Source organism: Cerasibacillus quisquiliarum (genome assembly GCF_014202495.1).
Classification (GTDB): Bacteria; Bacillota; Bacilli; order Bacillales; family Amphibacillaceae; genus Cerasibacillus; species Cerasibacillus quisquiliarum.
Map to the genome: position 1 here is coordinate 135,430 of NZ_JACHHA010000002.1, position 17,243 is coordinate 152,672.

The 17,243-nt window shown below is 33.8% G+C and carries 21 protein-coding genes and 6 tRNA genes; 7 read left to right on the forward strand and 20 right to left on the reverse strand.

Annotation, left to right across the window (positions count from 1 at the left end; translation table 11 throughout):
• The first annotated feature begins 29 nt into the window (after positions 1-29).
• Positions 30-272: a DUF2626 family protein gene (locus HNQ35_RS03385; RefSeq protein ID WP_146936992.1), complete on the forward strand. Its 243-nt coding sequence runs from the start codon at positions 30-32 to the stop codon at positions 270-272.
• Positions 273-490: 218 nt separating this feature from the next.
• Here the strand turns inward: HNQ35_RS03385 and HNQ35_RS03390 are convergent, their stop codons facing one another.
• Positions 491-1,117, reverse strand: a complete 627-nt coding sequence (locus HNQ35_RS03390) for an MBL fold metallo-hydrolase (protein ID WP_146936990.1) — start codon at positions 1,115-1,117, stop codon at positions 491-493.
• A 168-nt stretch (positions 1,118-1,285) separates the two neighbouring features.
• On the opposite strand from HNQ35_RS03390, the gene HNQ35_RS03395 reads away from it, so the two are divergent.
• On the forward strand, positions 1,286-1,465 hold the full coding sequence (locus HNQ35_RS03395; RefSeq protein WP_146936988.1) for a DUF2759 family protein: 180 nt from the start codon (positions 1,286-1,288) through the stop codon (positions 1,463-1,465).
• Positions 1,466-1,502: 37 nt separating this feature from the next.
• Here HNQ35_RS03395 and HNQ35_RS03400 read toward each other — a convergent pair whose 3' ends face one another.
• Together HNQ35_RS03400 and HNQ35_RS03405 are read right to left on the reverse strand one after the other, a co-directional pair.
• Entirely contained in the window at positions 1,503-2,465 is a 963-nt protein-coding gene (locus HNQ35_RS03400) for an ROK family glucokinase (RefSeq protein ID WP_146936986.1), read from the reverse strand.
• Entirely contained in the window at positions 2,462-2,668 is a 207-nt protein-coding gene (locus HNQ35_RS03405) for a YqgQ family protein (protein WP_146936984.1), read from the reverse strand. The genes HNQ35_RS03400 and HNQ35_RS03405 overlap by 4 nt, the downstream gene beginning before the upstream one ends.
• A gap of 109 nt (positions 2,669-2,777) precedes the next feature.
• Between HNQ35_RS03405 and HNQ35_RS03410 the strand changes: the two genes are divergently transcribed.
• Entirely contained in the window at positions 2,778-3,620 is an 843-nt protein-coding gene (locus tag HNQ35_RS03410; protein WP_146936982.1) for a hypothetical protein, read from the forward strand.
• Here the strand turns inward: HNQ35_RS03410 and HNQ35_RS14390 are convergent.
• The 4 genes from HNQ35_RS14390 to rpmG all read right to left on the reverse strand — a co-directional run bounded on the left by HNQ35_RS14390 (position 3,617) and on the right by rpmG (position 6,258).
• Complete coding sequence (locus HNQ35_RS14390) at positions 3,617-5,158, reverse strand: rhomboid family intramembrane serine protease (RefSeq protein ID WP_146936980.1); 1,542 nt, start codon at positions 5,156-5,158, stop codon at positions 3,617-3,619. The genes HNQ35_RS03410 and HNQ35_RS14390 overlap by 4 nt on opposite strands.
• A gap of 75 nt (positions 5,159-5,233) precedes the next feature.
• Positions 5,234-5,419, reverse strand: coding sequence for a protein YqgO (yqgO, locus tag HNQ35_RS03420; RefSeq protein WP_146936978.1), 186 nt, complete (start codon positions 5,417-5,419; stop codon positions 5,234-5,236).
• Positions 5,420-5,462: 43 nt separating this feature from the next.
• Positions 5,463-6,038 carry a 5-formyltetrahydrofolate cyclo-ligase gene (locus HNQ35_RS03425; RefSeq protein ID WP_146936976.1) on the reverse strand — a complete coding sequence of 192 codons (576 nt, stop codon included), beginning with the start codon at positions 6,036-6,038 and terminating at the stop codon, positions 5,463-5,465.
• Between the two features lie 70 nt (positions 6,039-6,108).
• Positions 6,109-6,258, reverse strand: a complete 150-nt coding sequence (gene rpmG / locus HNQ35_RS03430; RefSeq protein ID WP_146936974.1) for a 50S ribosomal protein L33 — start codon at positions 6,256-6,258, stop codon at positions 6,109-6,111.
• Positions 6,259-6,426: 168 nt separating this feature from the next.
• Between rpmG and HNQ35_RS03435 the strand changes: the two genes are divergently transcribed.
• Together HNQ35_RS03435 and HNQ35_RS03440 are read left to right on the forward strand one after the other, a co-directional pair.
• Entirely contained in the window at positions 6,427-6,645 is a 219-nt protein-coding gene (locus HNQ35_RS03435) for a hypothetical protein (RefSeq protein WP_146936972.1), read from the forward strand.
• A 58-nt stretch (positions 6,646-6,703) separates the two neighbouring features.
• Entirely contained in the window at positions 6,704-7,312 is a 609-nt protein-coding gene (locus tag HNQ35_RS03440) for an endolytic transglycosylase MltG (protein WP_146936970.1), read from the forward strand.
• Between the two features lie 47 nt (positions 7,313-7,359).
• On the opposite strand, the gene HNQ35_RS03445 is transcribed toward HNQ35_RS03440, so the two are convergent.
• The 10 genes from HNQ35_RS03445 to HNQ35_RS03490 form a co-directional block, all read right to left on the reverse strand.
• The gene (locus HNQ35_RS03445; protein ID WP_146936968.1) at positions 7,360-9,483 is read right to left on the reverse strand and encodes a peptidoglycan D,D-transpeptidase FtsI family protein; all 2,124 of its coding nucleotides are present in this window, start codon (positions 9,481-9,483) and stop codon (positions 7,360-7,362) included.
• 144 nt (positions 9,484-9,627) lie between these two features.
• On the reverse strand, positions 9,628-10,236 hold the full coding sequence (gene sodA, locus HNQ35_RS03450) for a superoxide dismutase SodA (RefSeq protein ID WP_146936966.1): 609 nt from the start codon (positions 10,234-10,236) through the stop codon (positions 9,628-9,630).
• Positions 10,237-10,402: 166 nt separating this feature from the next.
• A tRNA-Phe gene (locus HNQ35_RS03455) sits at positions 10,403-10,475 on the reverse strand.
• Between the two features lie 127 nt (positions 10,476-10,602).
• Positions 10,603-10,695 (reverse strand) — tRNA-Ser (locus tag HNQ35_RS03460).
• Positions 10,696-10,707: 12 nt separating this feature from the next.
• Positions 10,708-10,784, reverse strand: a tRNA-Ile gene (locus HNQ35_RS03465).
• Positions 10,785-10,798: 14 nt separating this feature from the next.
• A tRNA-His gene (locus HNQ35_RS03470) sits at positions 10,799-10,874 on the reverse strand.
• 24 nt (positions 10,875-10,898) lie between these two features.
• Positions 10,899-10,972, reverse strand: a tRNA-Met gene (locus tag HNQ35_RS03475).
• 4 nt (positions 10,973-10,976) lie between these two features.
• Positions 10,977-11,051 (reverse strand) — tRNA-Asn (locus tag HNQ35_RS03480).
• A 193-nt stretch (positions 11,052-11,244) separates the two neighbouring features.
• Complete coding sequence (locus HNQ35_RS03485) at positions 11,245-12,876, reverse strand: Na/Pi cotransporter family protein (RefSeq protein WP_146936964.1); 1,632 nt, start codon at positions 12,874-12,876, stop codon at positions 11,245-11,247.
• Between the two features lie 132 nt (positions 12,877-13,008).
• Positions 13,009-13,644: an NfeD family protein gene (locus HNQ35_RS03490; RefSeq protein ID WP_146936962.1), complete on the reverse strand. Its 636-nt coding sequence runs from the start codon at positions 13,642-13,644 to the stop codon at positions 13,009-13,011.
• Positions 13,645-13,708: 64 nt separating this feature from the next.
• Here HNQ35_RS03490 and yqfZ point away from each other — a divergent pair, with 64 nt between their 5' ends.
• The gene (gene yqfZ / locus HNQ35_RS03495; RefSeq protein ID WP_146936960.1) at positions 13,709-14,032 is read left to right on the forward strand and encodes a protein YqfZ; all 324 of its coding nucleotides are present in this window, start codon (positions 13,709-13,711) and stop codon (positions 14,030-14,032) included.
• A gap of 26 nt (positions 14,033-14,058) precedes the next feature.
• On the opposite strand, the gene HNQ35_RS03500 is transcribed toward yqfZ, so the two are convergent.
• The gene (locus tag HNQ35_RS03500) at positions 14,059-14,349 is read right to left on the reverse strand and encodes a DUF4190 domain-containing protein (protein ID WP_146936958.1); all 291 of its coding nucleotides are present in this window, start codon (positions 14,347-14,349) and stop codon (positions 14,059-14,061) included.
• A gap of 141 nt (positions 14,350-14,490) precedes the next feature.
• Here HNQ35_RS03500 and HNQ35_RS03505 point away from each other — a divergent pair, with 141 nt between their 5' ends.
• Positions 14,491-14,772, forward strand: coding sequence for a DUF2624 family protein (locus HNQ35_RS03505; protein ID WP_146936956.1), 282 nt, complete (start codon positions 14,491-14,493; stop codon positions 14,770-14,772).
• Positions 14,773-14,982: 210 nt separating this feature from the next.
• On the opposite strand, the gene HNQ35_RS03510 is transcribed toward HNQ35_RS03505, so the two are convergent.
• Positions 14,983-15,873 (reverse strand): deoxyribonuclease IV, encoded by an 891-nt coding sequence (locus tag HNQ35_RS03510; protein WP_146936954.1) that lies wholly within the window; start codon positions 15,871-15,873, stop codon positions 14,983-14,985.
• 19 nt (positions 15,874-15,892) lie between these two features.
• Entirely contained in the window at positions 15,893-17,218 is a 1,326-nt protein-coding gene (locus HNQ35_RS03515) for a DEAD/DEAH box helicase (RefSeq protein ID WP_146936952.1), read from the reverse strand.
• Positions 17,219-17,243 lie beyond the last annotated feature (25 nt).

Below are 17,243 nucleotides of genomic sequence, written 5' to 3' on the forward strand. Positions count from 1 at the left end.
TGAGAAGGTATGCTAAAGGAGGGGAAAGCATGGACAGAATATTTCGTATGCTTGCCTTTTGGACAGGAATTTTCACAGTGATGTTTTTTGTTGGTGAACGTGTTGATATCGCCTTATTATTCCTTGTTCAAACAGTTTTTTTCCTTACAATAGGCTATTTGAAACTATCTGAACGTATGTATATGTATTTGTTTGGACTTTATCTCACATTGTTTATGATTGGTTTCACTTGGTATTCCGAATTTATTCTCGTACCAGGATTTGCTCACTAGAAATAGCTGTACATAGCCAATCTAGTTTTAAAAATCCCACATCGTGTAAAAGGTGTTGGGATTTTTACTTTTTCTTAGTTTACACTATTGACAAGTTACTAACAATTGTATATATTTAAATTGTAGCTTAACTTTTATCCCTAACCAACAAAGAGCAAAACACATCCCCCCCTTAGAGGCTGATCCCCATCAGCCTCTTTTTTCATTTCTTTTAATCATTACTTTGTCCCTGGCACAAAAGGATTGTTTTGTTTTTCTTCAGCAATGGTCGTTTCTGGCCCATGTCCAGGGTATACGATATAGTCGTCTGGTAAATGATATAACTGATTAAGAATGCTATCCTTTAATTGGGGAAAACTTCCACCAGGTAAATCGGTGCGGCCAACGCCGTGTCGAAATAGAACATCACCTGATACAACAAAATGAGCGTCTTTAAAGACAAAGCTTGAGCTACCTGGAGAATGACCTGGTGTGTGTAACACATCGATTGAAAAATCACCAATATTTAGTTTATCTGGAGTAAGTAAATGCTCCGGTGATTCAGTACTAATTTCTTTTCCCATTAATGTTGATCTATTTAATAACGGATTTTCTAACCAATCTTCTTCATCTTGACCTAAATACACATCAATATGATAAAAATGTCTTAATGCATCTACTGCTCCGATATGGTCAAAATGAGCATGTGTTAACAAAATCGCCAATGGCTTTAATTGATGTTCATCTAAAAATGTGATGACTTCTCGTTCATCACCACCTGGATCAATGATTAATGCGTCATTTCCTTTGTACACAATATAACAATTTGTTCCTAATGGTCCTAGAGACATCCGTTTTATATTCATTTGTTCTATCTCACTTTCCTTCCATTCTTTTTTCTAGACTTCGCATTCGATTTGCCTAGCGTCTGTCTAGATGATATAATAAATGAGGATTTAATCTAATTAAATACATAATAGAATATGTCACTAATGGTTTTCAACTAGATAAGAACTGTAAGGAGGACATTAATTATGAATCATCTGGTTTTAGCAATTATTTTCTTAGTTGTTGCTGTTTTATCAGTTGCTGGATTATTTCGTTCCTTTAAGTTTAAAAACAAACTTGCGATTGTTTTTGCAGGATTATCAGCAGTAACATTTGGTTTCTTCTCAATTGCAACAATTATTGATGTGTTGAAAAATGCGTTTTAATGAATCATTCTAAAAAAGCTAACATATGTTAGCTTTTTTAATTTTCGTTCGTTTCAGATAAAACAACATAAGCAGCTCCCATTATGCCCGCATCATTTCCTAATGCCGCTATTTTCAATTCACATGTTTGACTAATTTCAGGCAATGCAATGCTCATAAACTTTTCTTTCAAAGGATTAAGTAGAGCATCCCCAGCATTAGAAACACCACCACCTATTAATATACGTGACGGATTAATGATTGTAGCCATATTTTGTAAAGCGAATGCTAAAACAGTTGTTGTATAATTAATGATTTGTTGACTATGCTCATCCCCATTTTTAGCTAGATTGAAGATGTCTTTTACTGAAATTGTCTGATTGCCTCTGTATAATTGTGCTACTCGACTCTCAGGATGACTTTTAACGATTTCTTTTGCCTGGTGTACCATTCCTGTAGCTGATGCAATCGTTTCAAGACAACCTTTTCTTCCACAATTACATGTTATCCCATCTTGCTTAACTATTACATGTCCGATTTCACTTGCTGCACCACTTTCTCCTCGTAATAAATGTCCATTAGCTATCACACCACCACCTACACCAGTACCAAGTGTAATTAACATGACATTTTCTTCCCCATTCCCTGCACCACGCCAATTTTCACCTAAAACAGCCATATTGGCATCATTTTCTATCCAAACGGGAAGGTTAAATATTTCTTCTATTTTTTCTTTCAATGGGTAATTCGTCCATCCTATATTGACAGCATGGACAGTGCCAGTCTTATGGTTTATAACTCCCGGTGCACCTATGCCTATGCCAAGAAATTGACCATTCTCAAGTGCTAATGTTACTTTACTTTCTACGATACTCTTTTTAATGTCCTGAACAATCTTGTCTCCAGAACCGTCCTTTTGGGTAGGAATTTCCCATTTATGTATGATTTCTCCTAATGTATCAATGAATCCTATTTTGATTGTTGTTCCACCTATATCAATACCGATGAGAAGTTTTTTCATTTTTTGTCACCTTCTTTAAGACGCCGCTTTTCTTTTCGTAAAATTAGAATAGCCATTTGATAGTCGTCCATTCTAATACAATGTTGTTCATATAATTCATTTAATTCAATTTCCATTAATTCTAAATCTGCAAGGCGATCACCAACATAAACAAATATACCAAAACGCTTTAACAATTGCTGCACATCATAGACAGTTTTCACTTCAAATCACCTATTAAATTATACCATAAAGCGAAACATAGATGATTAAACATAAATAACCTTTGAATATCATATCCTCTTATATAACACAATAAAGGATGAAGAAACAATGAAAAAACTCGTAATCTTCTATATCATGATGATAATATTTTTATCTACAGTCATTTTACACCGTATATATAGCCAGACTGAAACGACCATTACGTATTTTCCACCCGATGAAACGCTTTCTTTTATCAGTAATTCAACTGATTTAGATTTGTTAAATATCACAAATAAGATAAAAGAAATAGAATGGATCGTAAATTCTAAAACAAATAAACCAATTTATTTACGACAAGACATATCTATCGTTTATGCCGACGGAAAATTAAAAGCCATTCATAATAAATGGCTTCAACATGCAGATATCATATCTTTTGATGAAAAATTGACTGGTCATGAACATGTTTGGCAAGCAATTACATTACACTACGGTGAATCTCATCTCAATGAAGATACAATTAAAAGTAAGCAGCTCATGTCTTTTGACACGTTATTTATTAAACATTTATCATCAAATGATTACATTTACTTTCATAAACCCCATACAGAACAGGAAAAGATGATTAAAAAAGAATTAATCAATCAACTACATTTACACGCTTATTGGGAAGAGTTAATGGATTATTTTAATATTCAACAAAACGACTATGATATGATCCCTCTTACTGATTTATGGAAATATAATAAGAAACCGCTTCCCAACCTAACTTTGAAGCAAACAAACCAAGTCATTGGACAATTATGGGAAGGCCTTTATAAAAATTATCTCATTCCGATTGTCTCAAGTAAAAAAAAGATAGATTCTGGAATACCTATTATTTTATTAAATAAAAATCATAATCATTTGCTCGTCTTATATCATATCAATGAAAAAAAACAAAAACTTATTCAACATATCCCTTTTTAATTATACGTTTCCTGATGTAATTGCTTATACATGCCTTTAATTAATTCATCATCAGGATGCAGGTCATAAGCTTTTTTAATGGTTTCCTTTGCTTGTTTATATTGCTGAATTTCTATATAAATAAGTGCTAAATTATAATGTGCTTCGGGTATATTTGGATCGATTTCAATTAATCGCTCTAAATCTGACATAGCAGAATGATAGTCTAACAGTTTTAAATAGGCAAATGAACGTTGAAATAAAAATTCCGCTTCTAATTCATCGTAAGATTCTAAAGCTTTTGTCGTTAGCTGAATAGTTTCTTCATATGCTTCATTTTCTAAATAATGATTTGTTAAGTACCAATCATATTCGGGTGTACCTTTATGTTTTGATGCTCCATAAAGAAAGGTGATTGTTAATATACTGATTAAACTCATAGTTGCCAACAGCCGAATAGACCTGCTTTTTTTATGTGGTAAATGAACAACACCTGCTCCTAAAAAACCAGCTATTAATCCACCAAGATGGGCTGCATTATCAATGGCTGGCAGCATAAAACCGATTGTCACATTCAGACAAACTAAAAAAATAATATTCATTCCCATCGTCTTAAAAAACAGTTCTTTATAATAAATACCAAAAAATAAGATGGCACCAAATAAACCAAATATAGCTCCAGAAGCACCAGCAGAAACATGATAAGTAAAAGCAAAACTTGATAAACTTCCACCAATTCCAGCTATAAAGTAAATGACGATAAAACGCCACGAGCCGTATATTCGCTCAACGACTTGCCCCAAATAGAATAAAGCAAGCATATTCATAAAAAGGTGAATAAATCCGATATGAATAAAAGTAGATGTTATAAGCCGCCACCATTCTCCATCAATAAGTATGGCTGGGTTATACTTTGCACCGAACTTAATTAAGTTTACTGTATCCGTTGTTCCACCATTTAATGTCATAAATAAGAACATCATCACATTCATAGCGATCAGTATATATGTAAAGTTTGGTTTACCAAAAGAAAACACATTTTTCTCTTGTTTTATTTTATTATTTAAAAGCGCTGATAAACGATACTTCAATTGTTGAGTCGTTTTTAATTTGTCTGTCTCATTTTGCAGTGGAACAAAACTAATATTAAGCACTTTATTTAGGCGGTCCATCTCTATATTTTCAGTAAAGACATCTAGATAAAATAAATGCATTGTCATTCTTTGGTTTTCTGCATGAATAGGTCGCTTTAGCCTATCGAAGGAGTCGACTGGACTGTGTGTAGCAACATAAATATTATAAATCGTGACATTTTTTCTTTTAAAAACATAATCAAGCCGTTTAAAGACATGAAGTAAATCATTTTTCAAATGATTTTTCCAATGGAATTGACGGGCTACTAGACGAATTAAATAAACATCACGTTTATTAGCCACTTTTTTTAACCAAAGCTCATGATTGATCATATCTATATGCATGATTTCAAATTGTTGTTCAGTGATTAAATGATGAGCAACTGAATATTGAATATATTCCTGTTCGAGATGAATATTTCCCACCTCCTACATTAAAATGCACTTTTATATCATAACATGATTATATTTAAAAGAGGAGTCGCTTTATATACAACTCCATTAGTTTTTATTCGGAATCAGACTCGCCATGACACGCGAACGAATTCGTGGTTGACTAAAGGTAAAACGAATAATCAACTTTCGAAAAAATCCGATTGATAATAACATAGTTAAAACTTTCATGCGTTTTTTAATTAACCATGCTAAACCAGTTAACACCGTAAATATTATAATAATATATCTCATGCACACACCCCCTTTTCAAATATTATTCTTAATAAAAGGGGTATTATGCATTGAATGATGTTGGATTAATGATTCCTTTTTCTGTAATCAATTGTTTAACAGGAATATCATAGTATTCTGCTGGAATTTGCTTTAATAATTGTTTTGTATGAATAAGTGCGACTGTTGCGTTTTTATAATTAACTAAGTATCGATCGTAATATCCCCCACCAAAGCCGATTCGATAGCCTTTTTTATCAAATACAATTCCTGGTACAATAATAAGATCTATTTGATCATGAGTAACTAAAGCCGCTTTTTCTGGAATAGGTTCCCATAACTGGAAATACGTCTGTTGTAATTGATCACCTTCTTTATATGTATAAAAAATCATCTCTTTAGTTTTAGGTATACATTTCGGGATAACGACGGTTTTTCCCTCTTTCCACGCTTGTGTGATAATTGGCGTCGTATCCCATTCAATACTTTGCGAAATGGTAACTGCTATAATATTAGAAGTTTGCCACAGTTCTAATGCAAACAAATGTGTATATAGTAGGCGTTCAATCTCTTTCTTTTTTGAAAAAGATAGCTGTTTTAATTTTTCAATCATTTTATCTCGTAAGTCCACTTTATTCATTTGATTTCACCTTTCATTTCTATAAAAAAACCCTTATCAAACAATGCTGATAAAGGGTTACTATACGACATTATTTTGTTTCACGATGTAGTGTGTGTCGTTTTAAACGTGGTGAATATTTTTTTAGTTCTAAACGTTCTGGATTCGTACGTTTGTTTTTTGTCGTAATATAATTACGATCTCCTGTTTCTGTACAAGCTAATGTAATATTAACACGCATTGATATCCCTCCAAACTATTTCTGTAAAACAACGTATCATATTTTCTTTTGACCTTTATATGATAGCAAATGTTTACATTGCAATCAAGAAAGAATTATTATTTTATAGTTTTATCTTTTTTCTTAAGTATGATATAACTATAGTATGACCGAAATGGAGGGGAGAAAATGATTTATGCTGGAATTACCGTTATCGTTGTTGCGATAGTATTATTAATTTTATCCTTATTTATGAAAGATCGTATAGATGATTTAGAAAACCAAGTTGAACAGTTGTCTATTTCGAATATGCAGGATACATATCAATTAAAGAAAAAAATTAAAGTTCTTGAAGAAGAAATATTATCTGACGGTTTCCAAGATCATGCATCATCTCTTAAAAAGTAAATGTTTAAGACAAGCATTTGCCAAACTTAATTATGTGTGAGTGAGAGGAGGAGTCTTAATGAAGCAAACAGTACGTGCTTTCGCTTTAGGCCTATTTACTGCTGGAGTTGTTCTGTTAGGTGTTTATTATTTTTCAGATCAACCTGTACAAAACCATCAAGATTTATCTGTAGACGATATGGTTGAAGAAATGAAAAAGCAAGGATATCGTGTGTTAACAGAAGAAGAATATATTACATTATCTGTCGCAAAAGATCAAAAAAACAAAACAAATAAAGATGCAAAAAAACAACAAAGAGCTTCAGCTGATGAACAAAAGACTGATTCAAAAGACAATAAAGATTCAATCAAAAAAACTAAGAAAAATCCGGATAAGAAAACCGTCCAGAATAAATCAACAAAGAAAAAAGATAAAAAGGATAAAAAAGATAAAAAGGATAAAAAAGATAAAAAAGATAGTGTAAAAACATATAAATTAGTCATTGAATCAGGCATGCCTTCATCAAAAGTTGGTGAAATGCTTGAAAAAAATAAAATAATTGATGACGCTCAAAAATTCAACAAATTCTTAGAAGATAAAGATTATAGTCAGAGAGTTCAATTAGGCGAATTTAAAATTAAAAGTAATATGACATATGAAGAAATCGCAAAAGCGATAACAAAATAACCAAACAAAAAAAGGGCCTGAAAGCCCTTTTTTTGTTTGAATAATAATTATTCATCTTCTATCGCATCTGAACTTTCGCCTTGTTTTCGAGATTTTTTCAAATCAAAGTATTCATCTAAAATACCTTGTCCTATCTCATTGCTAATTGGATATTGACCTCTAATTGCTCCTAAATTAGGGGCAATAACAGCAAATGCTATTTCCGGATCGTCAAATGGTGCGTAACCGACTAAAACAAGGTTGTTGGTGTCTCCTAATTTTTGCCCAGTAATTTCATCATGAACCTCATTTTCCGCTGTACCAGTTTTTCCTGCTGGACTATATGGTTTATTAGAGAAGAAGCGAGATGCTGTACCGCTTGAGTATACTAAACGTAAACCTTTTTGTACGCGTTCAAGCCACTCGTCTTTCATTTGTACACGATTTAATACTTCAGGGTGATGTTTTTTATAAACGGGACCTAATTCATCATCATCTGTTGTAATTGGCTCTCGAATTTCCTTGACAAAGTGCGGTTTCATTCGGTAGCCACCATTGGCAATTGTTGAAATATATTGGACCAATTGAATGGCTGTATACGTATCATATTGTCCAATGGAATAGTCTAATAAATTTGGTGGATTTGATCCCTTATACCCTGTCGCTTCATATGGATAATCAACACCCGTTTTCACACCTAAACCGAACTGACTAAAGTAGTTACGAATTTCTTGTAATGATACTGGATTAAATTTAATATTCTTATTGGGACGATAATGATATTCACCACCCATACGCATTGCAATATTAAACATGTATACGTTAGAAGAACGTTCTAAGGCTTGTAAATCATTAACCCATCCCATATTGGTGACAGACTTTTTAATCGGTGTGCCTGCAATCTTTATCGGTGTATCAAAAAATTGTTGTCCTGGCGTAACTACTCCAGATTGATATCCAGCTAAAACTGTTGCCCCTTTAATCGCAGAACCAGGACGATGAGCATCATAGAGAACTTTATAGTCATGACTTTCGAATTTTTTCGTTTCACGGTTATAATGCTGCGCTGTTAACCCTAAAATTTCTCCTGTTTTTGGATTCATAGCAATAGCAATCGCATCTTCCAAAAAACGATTCGCTGACGTATGATTAATCGCATTTTTAAGATGCCGCTGTACAACTTTTTCTAATCGTTTTTGATATTCAACGTCAATAGTAAGAACAAGATCTTTCCCTCTTCTTCCTTCGACAACCGTTATCGCATCAATAATATTTCCTGATTTATCTGTTGTATATTCAATTTGCTCTTTTCTTCCTCGTAAAACGTCTTCATACTGTTCTTCTAACCCACTAATACCAACTCGATCATTCCTGCTGTATCCTTTGGCTAAATAATGTTGTACCTTTTCTTTTGGAATACCTCTCTTTTCTGTCGTAATCGTTCCTAATAAATTCTTTAATGTATGATCTAATGGATACTCTCTATCCCAATCTGTTGTCGCATTAATACCTGGGAGCTCGTCTAAATGCTCTGCCACTAAAGCATATTCTTCTGGTGTGACGCCTTCATTTTTCACAATTTGTGGTGTTAATGAATAAGCTTTGTCCAACTCTTTTTTTATTAGTATAATATCTTCATCTTCTTTTGTTAATTCGTCAAGTTCTTCCTTAGTAATTCTCTCTAACATTAATTTATATTGGTCAGCATGATCTAATTCTTCTTTTTCTTTTTCTGTTAACCGTTTATTTAGTTTTTTTTCATTTTCCTCGTTTTCTCCAAGTAAAAACCAGTACTCTCTTCGATCTCGATCTGTAATCGTCTTAACTTTTTTCTTTCTGTCATTCGAATCATTTGGATTATACATCGTTATATATTTAGACAATTTTCTCGCTACATCAAGACGATCTCTTGCTTGAACACCTTTTGGTGGTGTATACGTAATAGAATAAAGAGGTTTATTATCGACAATTAATGTGTGATTACGATCATATATTTTTCCACGGGGCACAGGTATTTTCGTTCGATCTTTCACCGTTCGTTCAATCTCTTTCTGATATGCTTCTCCATTTAAAATTTGCACAACACCAAGTTGTAAAATAAGTACCGAAAACAATAGGAACACAATAAAAAACAATATATTTAAACGTATCGGTATACGTCTTTGTTTCTTTTTTTCATCTTTTGCCGACATCTCTTTCCCCCACTTGATATCATCATTTACTCTGTTCCTATTATAACATCAATTTCAATTTGTTTAACCGTTTTTCACAAGTTTTTTGTTGTGTTATGAAAAAGCACATCGGTAAACATATACCGATGTGCTCAGTCTATATTATTATTTAGCTTCGTTATAATTCTTTTCTACTTGGTCCCAATTAACAACATTCCAAAATGCTGATAAGTATTCAGGACGTCTGTTTTGGTACTTTAAGTAATACGCATGCTCCCATACGTCAACACCAAGTAAAGGTGTTTTTCCTTCCATTAAAGGTGAATCTTGGTTTGGTGTACTCATGATTTCAAGTTTACCATTATTTAGAACGAGCCAACCCCATCCTGAACCGAAACGGCCTTTTGCAGCAGCTTCAAATTCTTCTTTAAATTTATCAAAGCTACCAAAAGTCTCATTTATTTTCTCAGCTAATTCACCAGTTGGTTCGCCACCACCATTAGGTGATAACACTTCCCAGAATAAGCTGTGGTTAGCATGACCACCACCATTATTACGTACTGCTGTACGGATTGATTCTGGTAAAGCATCTAAATGAGTTATTAATTCTTCTAAGGACTTATTCTGTAAGTCATGATGTCCTTCTAATGCTCCGTTTAAGTTGGTAACATATGTGTTATGATGCTTCGTATGATGAATATTCATCGTTTCTTTATCAATATGTGGTTCAAGTGCATCATATGCGTATGGTAATTTCGGTAATTCAAATGCCATAATAAATTCCTCCTTAAAAGATTTTTCTAAAGGAAATAATTGTATTCCTTATATTGAAGATACCAATAGTTGTTCGTTCTTGCAAACGTTTTGCATACTTTTCCCTATTTTAATAGTGTAAACATAAAAAACAAAAGCTAATGATTAATAAATCATTAGCTTAGGATGGCTCGGGACGGAATCGAACCGCCGACACAAGGATTTTCAGTCCTTTGCTCTACCGACTGAGCTACCGAGCCATATATTTATATAAACAATGAATGAATTGTTTGTTTTCCTTAAGAAAATGTTCGCTATAATAAGCATAAGTTTGTTCTTCATTCATTTCTTTTCTGACAAAAATCTATATGTATTAAGAACATAAAATGGAGGAGGTAGAGGGATTCGAACCCCCGCGGGCTTTGACACCCCTTTCGGTTTTCAAGACCGACCCCTTCAGCCAGACTTGGGTATACCTCCAAATAATTTAAATGGTGGACCCTGCAGGACTCGAACCTGCGACCAATCGGTTATGAGCCGATTGCTCTAACCAACTGAGCTAAGGGTCCCAATATATATTAAATGGGGCGACCGGTGGGATTTGAACCCACGCCTGCCGGAGCCACAATCCGGTGCGTTAACCACTTCGCCACGACCGCCATCGGTTATTTATTTTTTGAAAATAGCGGCGGAGGGGATCGAACCCACGACCTCACGGGTATGAACCGTACGCTCTCGCCAGCTGAGCTACGCCGCCATGTTGGCTCCACAGGTAGGATTCGAACCTACGACCGATCGGTTAACAGCCGATTGCTCTACCACTGAGCTACTGTGGAATGATGTCGCTATCGAAGTAGCGACAAGAATTATATTATCACGTTTAATTGGAATCGTCAATAGTTATTTTATATTTTTGTCAAAAAATGTAAATATGTATATGTCAATAAAAACAACAATATTAACTATACCATTTAATTTATAAAAAATCAATATGAAATAAAAAAAAGGAGAATTTTATCTCTCCTTTCTTTATTTATATTCACCTAACACTTCTTCTGCAATATTTACAGCATGATCACCAATTCGCTCTAAATTGCTAATAATATCGACAAAAACTATACCTGCAGAACCTTGGCAAATACCTTCATTCATACGAATAATATGCTTTTTACGATAGATTCGTTCCATTTTATCAATTTGATCTTCTTTTTGAACAACGGCGAGCGCTTCTTCACGATCATCATTTTCCAATGCTTTAACAGCTTGTTTTACGGTTAAAATAGTTAAATCAAACATATTATTTAAATCTTCTTGCGCTTGTTCTGTTAACACTACTTTATTTGAAATTTTATAATCAATTAATTCAATAATGTTCTCAAAGTGATCACCGATTCTCTCGATGTCACGAACCATATCCATTAATGAAGTATGTTTTTCGCTCTGCTCATCGGACATCGACATCGCTGATAAATCAACTAAGTATTCTGTAATGCTACGATCTAAGTTGTTTAATGCTCCCTCAACTTGTGTTGCCATTTCAGAATGGACTAGCTGTTGAGTAGTTAAGTATAAGTTTGTTTCTTCTAATCCTTTATGTGCATATTCACCCATTCGCACTATCTCTGCTTTTGCTTGATCTAACGCTACTGCTGGTGATTGTTGGATGAAAATAGGATCAAGATGTTTTGGCTTATATTCGATAATAACATCTTTTCCTGGAATTATTTTTGTTACAATCCAAGCTAATCCACCAATAAATGGAAACTGAATAATTGTATTAGCGATATTAAAAGTTCCATGAGCAAATGCTAATGTCATTTCAGGATTTAAATTAAAATAACTTTGTAAAAATTGAACAAAAGTTGTGAAAGTTCCAAGAAATATTAAAAATATCGTTGCACCGATGACGTTAAAAATGACATGTGTTAATGCTGCACGCTTTGCTGCAACAGATGCCCCTAGTGCGGCTAAAACTGCTGTTATCGTCGTTCCTAAGTTGTCTCCAAACAAAACAGGGAGCGCAGCATCAAGTCCGATTAAACCTTCAGAAAATAATCCTTGCAATATTCCAATCGTCGCACTCGAACTTTGCACGATTAATGTAAAGACTGTCCCAATAACTACACCAAGTACAGGACTTGTACTCATATCAATTGTTAATTGATGAAAAGTATCTAAATAACGCAATGGCTTCATACCATTACTCATGAGTTCTAAACCTAGAAATAGAGCTCCAAAGCCAAATACGGCTTGTCCTATAGCAGTCACTTTCTTATGTTTAAAAAAGAATAACATAAAGCTACCGATTGCAACGATTGGCAACGAATATTCTCCTATATTAAAACCAATAATAAATGCCGTAACAGTTGTTCCGATATTCGCTCCCATTATGACTCCAATAGCTTGTCTTAATGTCATAAAACCAGCATTAACTAACCCTACTGTTAAGACGGTCGTTCCAGAACTACTTTGAATAAGGATTGTTACGATAATTCCAGCTAGAACACCAAGAAACGGGTTACTTGTAAAACGATCAAGTATATCACGCAAACGATCGCCAGCTGATTTTTGTAAGCCCTCTCCCATATACTTTATCCCTAGTAAAAATATACCGAGTCCTCCAAGGAATTCAAATAAGACTCCTTGAATATCAAAGTCCAATGGTCATTCATCCCTTCACTAAACAGTTTTATGTCAATCTATTCTATTATGACAAAAAAAAAGTAATTGTAAAGATAATTCACGTAAAATTTACATTAACTTTACAATTCTCTTTTAAAGAACGGACAAATGTTATTCATTATTCATTTGTTCTATGAGTATTTTTGTTCCATCAACTTCGACAACACGTATTGATGTACCTTTAGAAATCCAGTAACCATTTGTAATCGCACTGTATTCCTTCCCTTGAATTTGAATCGTACCAACTGGACGCATATCAGTTATAGTCGTCCCTTCTTTTCCTAATAAGTCGCTATATGCTTGATTCATTGAAATATATCCTGCTTCAGTCGTTAATTGATCTTTTAATGTTATTTTGGTCCACATTGAGCGCCGTTTAAACACTTTTAAAAATAATAATGAGCTAGTCGCACCAATCATGACACCTAAAACCGCATACACACCTGCGACGAAGTTCGGTGCAGGTAAAGCAACTGCTAGTATCATGGAAAAAGCACCAATTGTAGATAAAGTGCCATCATTTAATAATTTCCCGTCGATAATAATAAGAATGATTCCAATAAAATACATCAGCAACATTAGAATAAGTGATTCGGCTTCAACATAAACTGAAAAATAAACGATAATAAATCCCAGTCCTAATATCGCAAAAAAGCCTCTCATATTTACGAGAACTTCTCCAATTAAAAACATCGTAGCAAAACCAACAATAAATAAGCCAACCCAATCATACGAAAATATTTGCATCATGATCCCTCCCATTCTTCAATACGAATACGAAGGATAAAATGTTTCATAAAGGAGAAAAAACATGAAGATTTTAAAGAAATCATGTCTATTGCTTTTCTTCACGCTCTTATTATTTAGCATATATAAAGATATAACGATTGACAAACAACCTAATCTCTACACCACAAATGAAAAGAGTCCATTAACAGATTTCCATGTCATTAAACGGCAAATGAAAACAGGAGAAACTATTTTATCAATTGTAGAAGAAATTCATGATGGCGAAATGCCACAGTCTTTGGATATAAAACAAATAGTCATCGATTTCAAGATGATTAATCCGGATACAAATCCTTACGATTTAAAAGTTGGTGAGTTCTATTTGTTTCCCGTTTATAATCCATAAAGGAAAGCCCCATTGCGGGGGCTTTCCTAAGTGAATGGGTTAATGAATAAACTGAGTATAATGGATACAGCACCTGCAATAATAGCTATATTACCTAATACTTCAGCATTCCTCGTTCTCGCAAAAATACCAACAATAATACCGGATGCTCCCATTAAGATGGGTAACCAGAAAAAGGAAATAGCGGATAACACAACTGCGATCCATCCTAAAGTGGCATTAGCATTTGTATCATCACCATTACTGTCAATGTCTCCAGAAATCTCAGCACCAGTTTCCTCTCTATAATCATCAAGGTTGTTTCGTTTTCGATCCAAAGCGATAACCTCCCTTTTTAAGAAAATGCGATACGTTTATAGTTTGTGGTAAAAGCTTAAATATACAATCGTTATTTTTTGGTAAACATTATTTATCAATTAACATATAATGAAGTGTCTTATGGTAAAGGAGAATTTTAAATGAGTGAGTTTTTAATGGAGTTAATTAAGCGCAGAATAAAATTAATTACAACGGAAGAAATATTATCTTACAGTAAACAATATGGCTTTTCAATTTCACGACCTGAAGCAGTAGCCATTATGAATTATTTAAAAACAACGCCTATTGAAGCATTACAAAGTAAGAAAAGTCTAATTTCTAATTTGGAGAAGCTAACAACGGTAGCAACAGCGAAAAAGGCTGAGAAACTACTCAATCAATTGATTAAAACTTATGGGCTAGATTATTTGTTTAAGGATTAGTATACTCATACACCATTCAAAAGAACTTCGATAATTTAGCCTTAAAGCGAAAAGTGAGCGAGACTCCCTGTGTCAATGCACACGGGGGTCTCACCAGACTTTCCCAATCACAAAATCCTTATCATCGACAACGACATACTTGCCGCTGTCATCAAGGGAATTTCTGCTAAACATTCGTGTTAAGTATGTTTCAATTGCTTCTTAATCTCTTTAGCCTTTGATTTTTTCTAGTAAATGTTTATCAAATTCACCTGATTTAATCATGTTAATTTCATGTTTATATGGTGGCTTTTTACTCTTTTTATCTTCACCAACATACGGCGTTTCTAAAATTTTAGGTATGTCGCGTAACTGTGGATGCATAATGACATCATAAAGTGGTTTAAATCCAATATGACCAAAACCAATATTTTCATGTCTATCTTTACGCGCACCACGCTCATTTTTACTATCATTAACATGGACAACCTTTATACGATCAATACCAATTATTTTATCAAATTCATTCAATATCCCATCAAAGTCGTTCACAACATCATAGCCAGCATCATGAATATGACACGTATCTAAGCAAACAGATAAATGCTCATTATGGGTGACTCCACCAATTATTTTAGCAAGTTCTTCAAATGAACGGCCTATCTCAGTGCCTTTTCCCGCCATTGTTTCTAAAGCGATTTGTACGTCTTCTTTTGCTTGGAGAACTTCATTTAAACCTTCAATTATCTTCTCGATACCTTTATCTGCACCTGCTCCGACATGTGCACCAGGGTGTAAAACAATTTGCTTAGCTTTTAATGCTTTCGTTCGATCGATTTCACTTCGCAGGAAATTAACGCCTAATTCAAAAGTCTGTGTTTTTTTCGTATTAGCTATATTAATTATATATGGAGCATGAACAATGATTTCATCAATACCATGTTCAGCCATATGAGCTAAACCAGATTCAATATTTAATTCTTCTATCGGTTTTCTTCTCGTATTTTGTGGAGCACCTGTGTAAATCATAAATGTGTTTGCGCCATAAGAAACGGCTTCTTCACTCGATCCTAATAACATTTTCTTCCCACTCATAGATACATGTGATCCAAGTTTTATCATCCGATTCCACCTCTTCTACCTATCTTCTATGATTTCTTTTTCTGTTTTTACTCTGTAACTTCTTCTTTATTTGCTCTTGTTGTTTTTTCATCTTTTTACGGTATCCTGGTTTCACTTTTTTAGGTTTCTTTACATATGACCAAGCTTCTTGATCAACCGATTGACTTTTCTTTCTACGTCGACGTTTACGTCTATCCCAATGTTTCGCTTCAACGAATGTTTTATTTCGTACATCGACATAGCGGAAAGTCAATCCTTTCCTTTCTAATTTTTCTAAAAGTGAGTAATCAGAATCATCATAAATACTAATCGCTGTTCCTTCCATATTAATTCGCGCTGTTCGACCAACTCGATGAATATAAAAATGCTCTTCTTTCGGCAACTGAGCATTAATGACATGGCTTATTCCTTCAATATCAATACCCCGTGAAATTAAATCTGTTGCGACTATATATTGATAACGGAGATTTTGAATATCATTAACGATCCTTTTTCTTACTCGTGGTTGCAAACCACCATGTAAAATGCCGACATTTAATCCTCTTTGGATTAACTCCTGACCAAGTAAATCAGCTTCTTCTTTCCCATTTGTAAATATAATCGCTAAATAAGGTTGAATAACTTTTGAAATCTCAAAAATAATTTCAGCTTCATTCCGATGTCGCTTAGCAATTAATAAATGCTCCATCGTTTCGGGTGATAATTGCTTTGCAACTTTTATATGAGAAGGATTTTTTAAATACTTTTTAAAAAAATGACTCAACTTATCAGGAATTGTTGCAGAAAATACAAGTACTTGAATATCCTCTCGACAGCGAACTAGGAGTCGATCGACATCTTTGATAAAGCCAAGGTCAAACATCAAATCGGCTTCATCAATTACAAATGATTTAGCCTGATAGATTGAAAGAACCCCTTCATTAATGAAGTCAAGAATGCGACTCGGTGTCCCCACAATGATGTGTGGTGGTCTTTTTAACTTTTCCTTTAATCTTTCTTTGTCCGTTCCACCAACGAGTAAGCGAATAAACCATTGATGTTCTTTATTCATTAAGGCAATCATATGACGGATTTCATCATAGATTTGTCTTGCTAACTCTCTTGTCGGAGCTGTAATAACAAACTGTACTGTTTGATTGTCTTCATCAATCATTTGCATTATTGGAAGTAAATATGCATGTGTTTTTCCTGAACCTGTCTGTGATTGCCCGATGACATCTTTACCTTGTAAAATAGCTGGTATTGCTTTTTCCTGAATTTCAGTAGGTTGCTTAAAATTTAGAGAATGAATGACTTCCAGCATATGTGATTTAAGTGCTAAGTTTTTAAAACGATTTTTTTCCATTGTTAAAACTCCTTTACATCGAGCA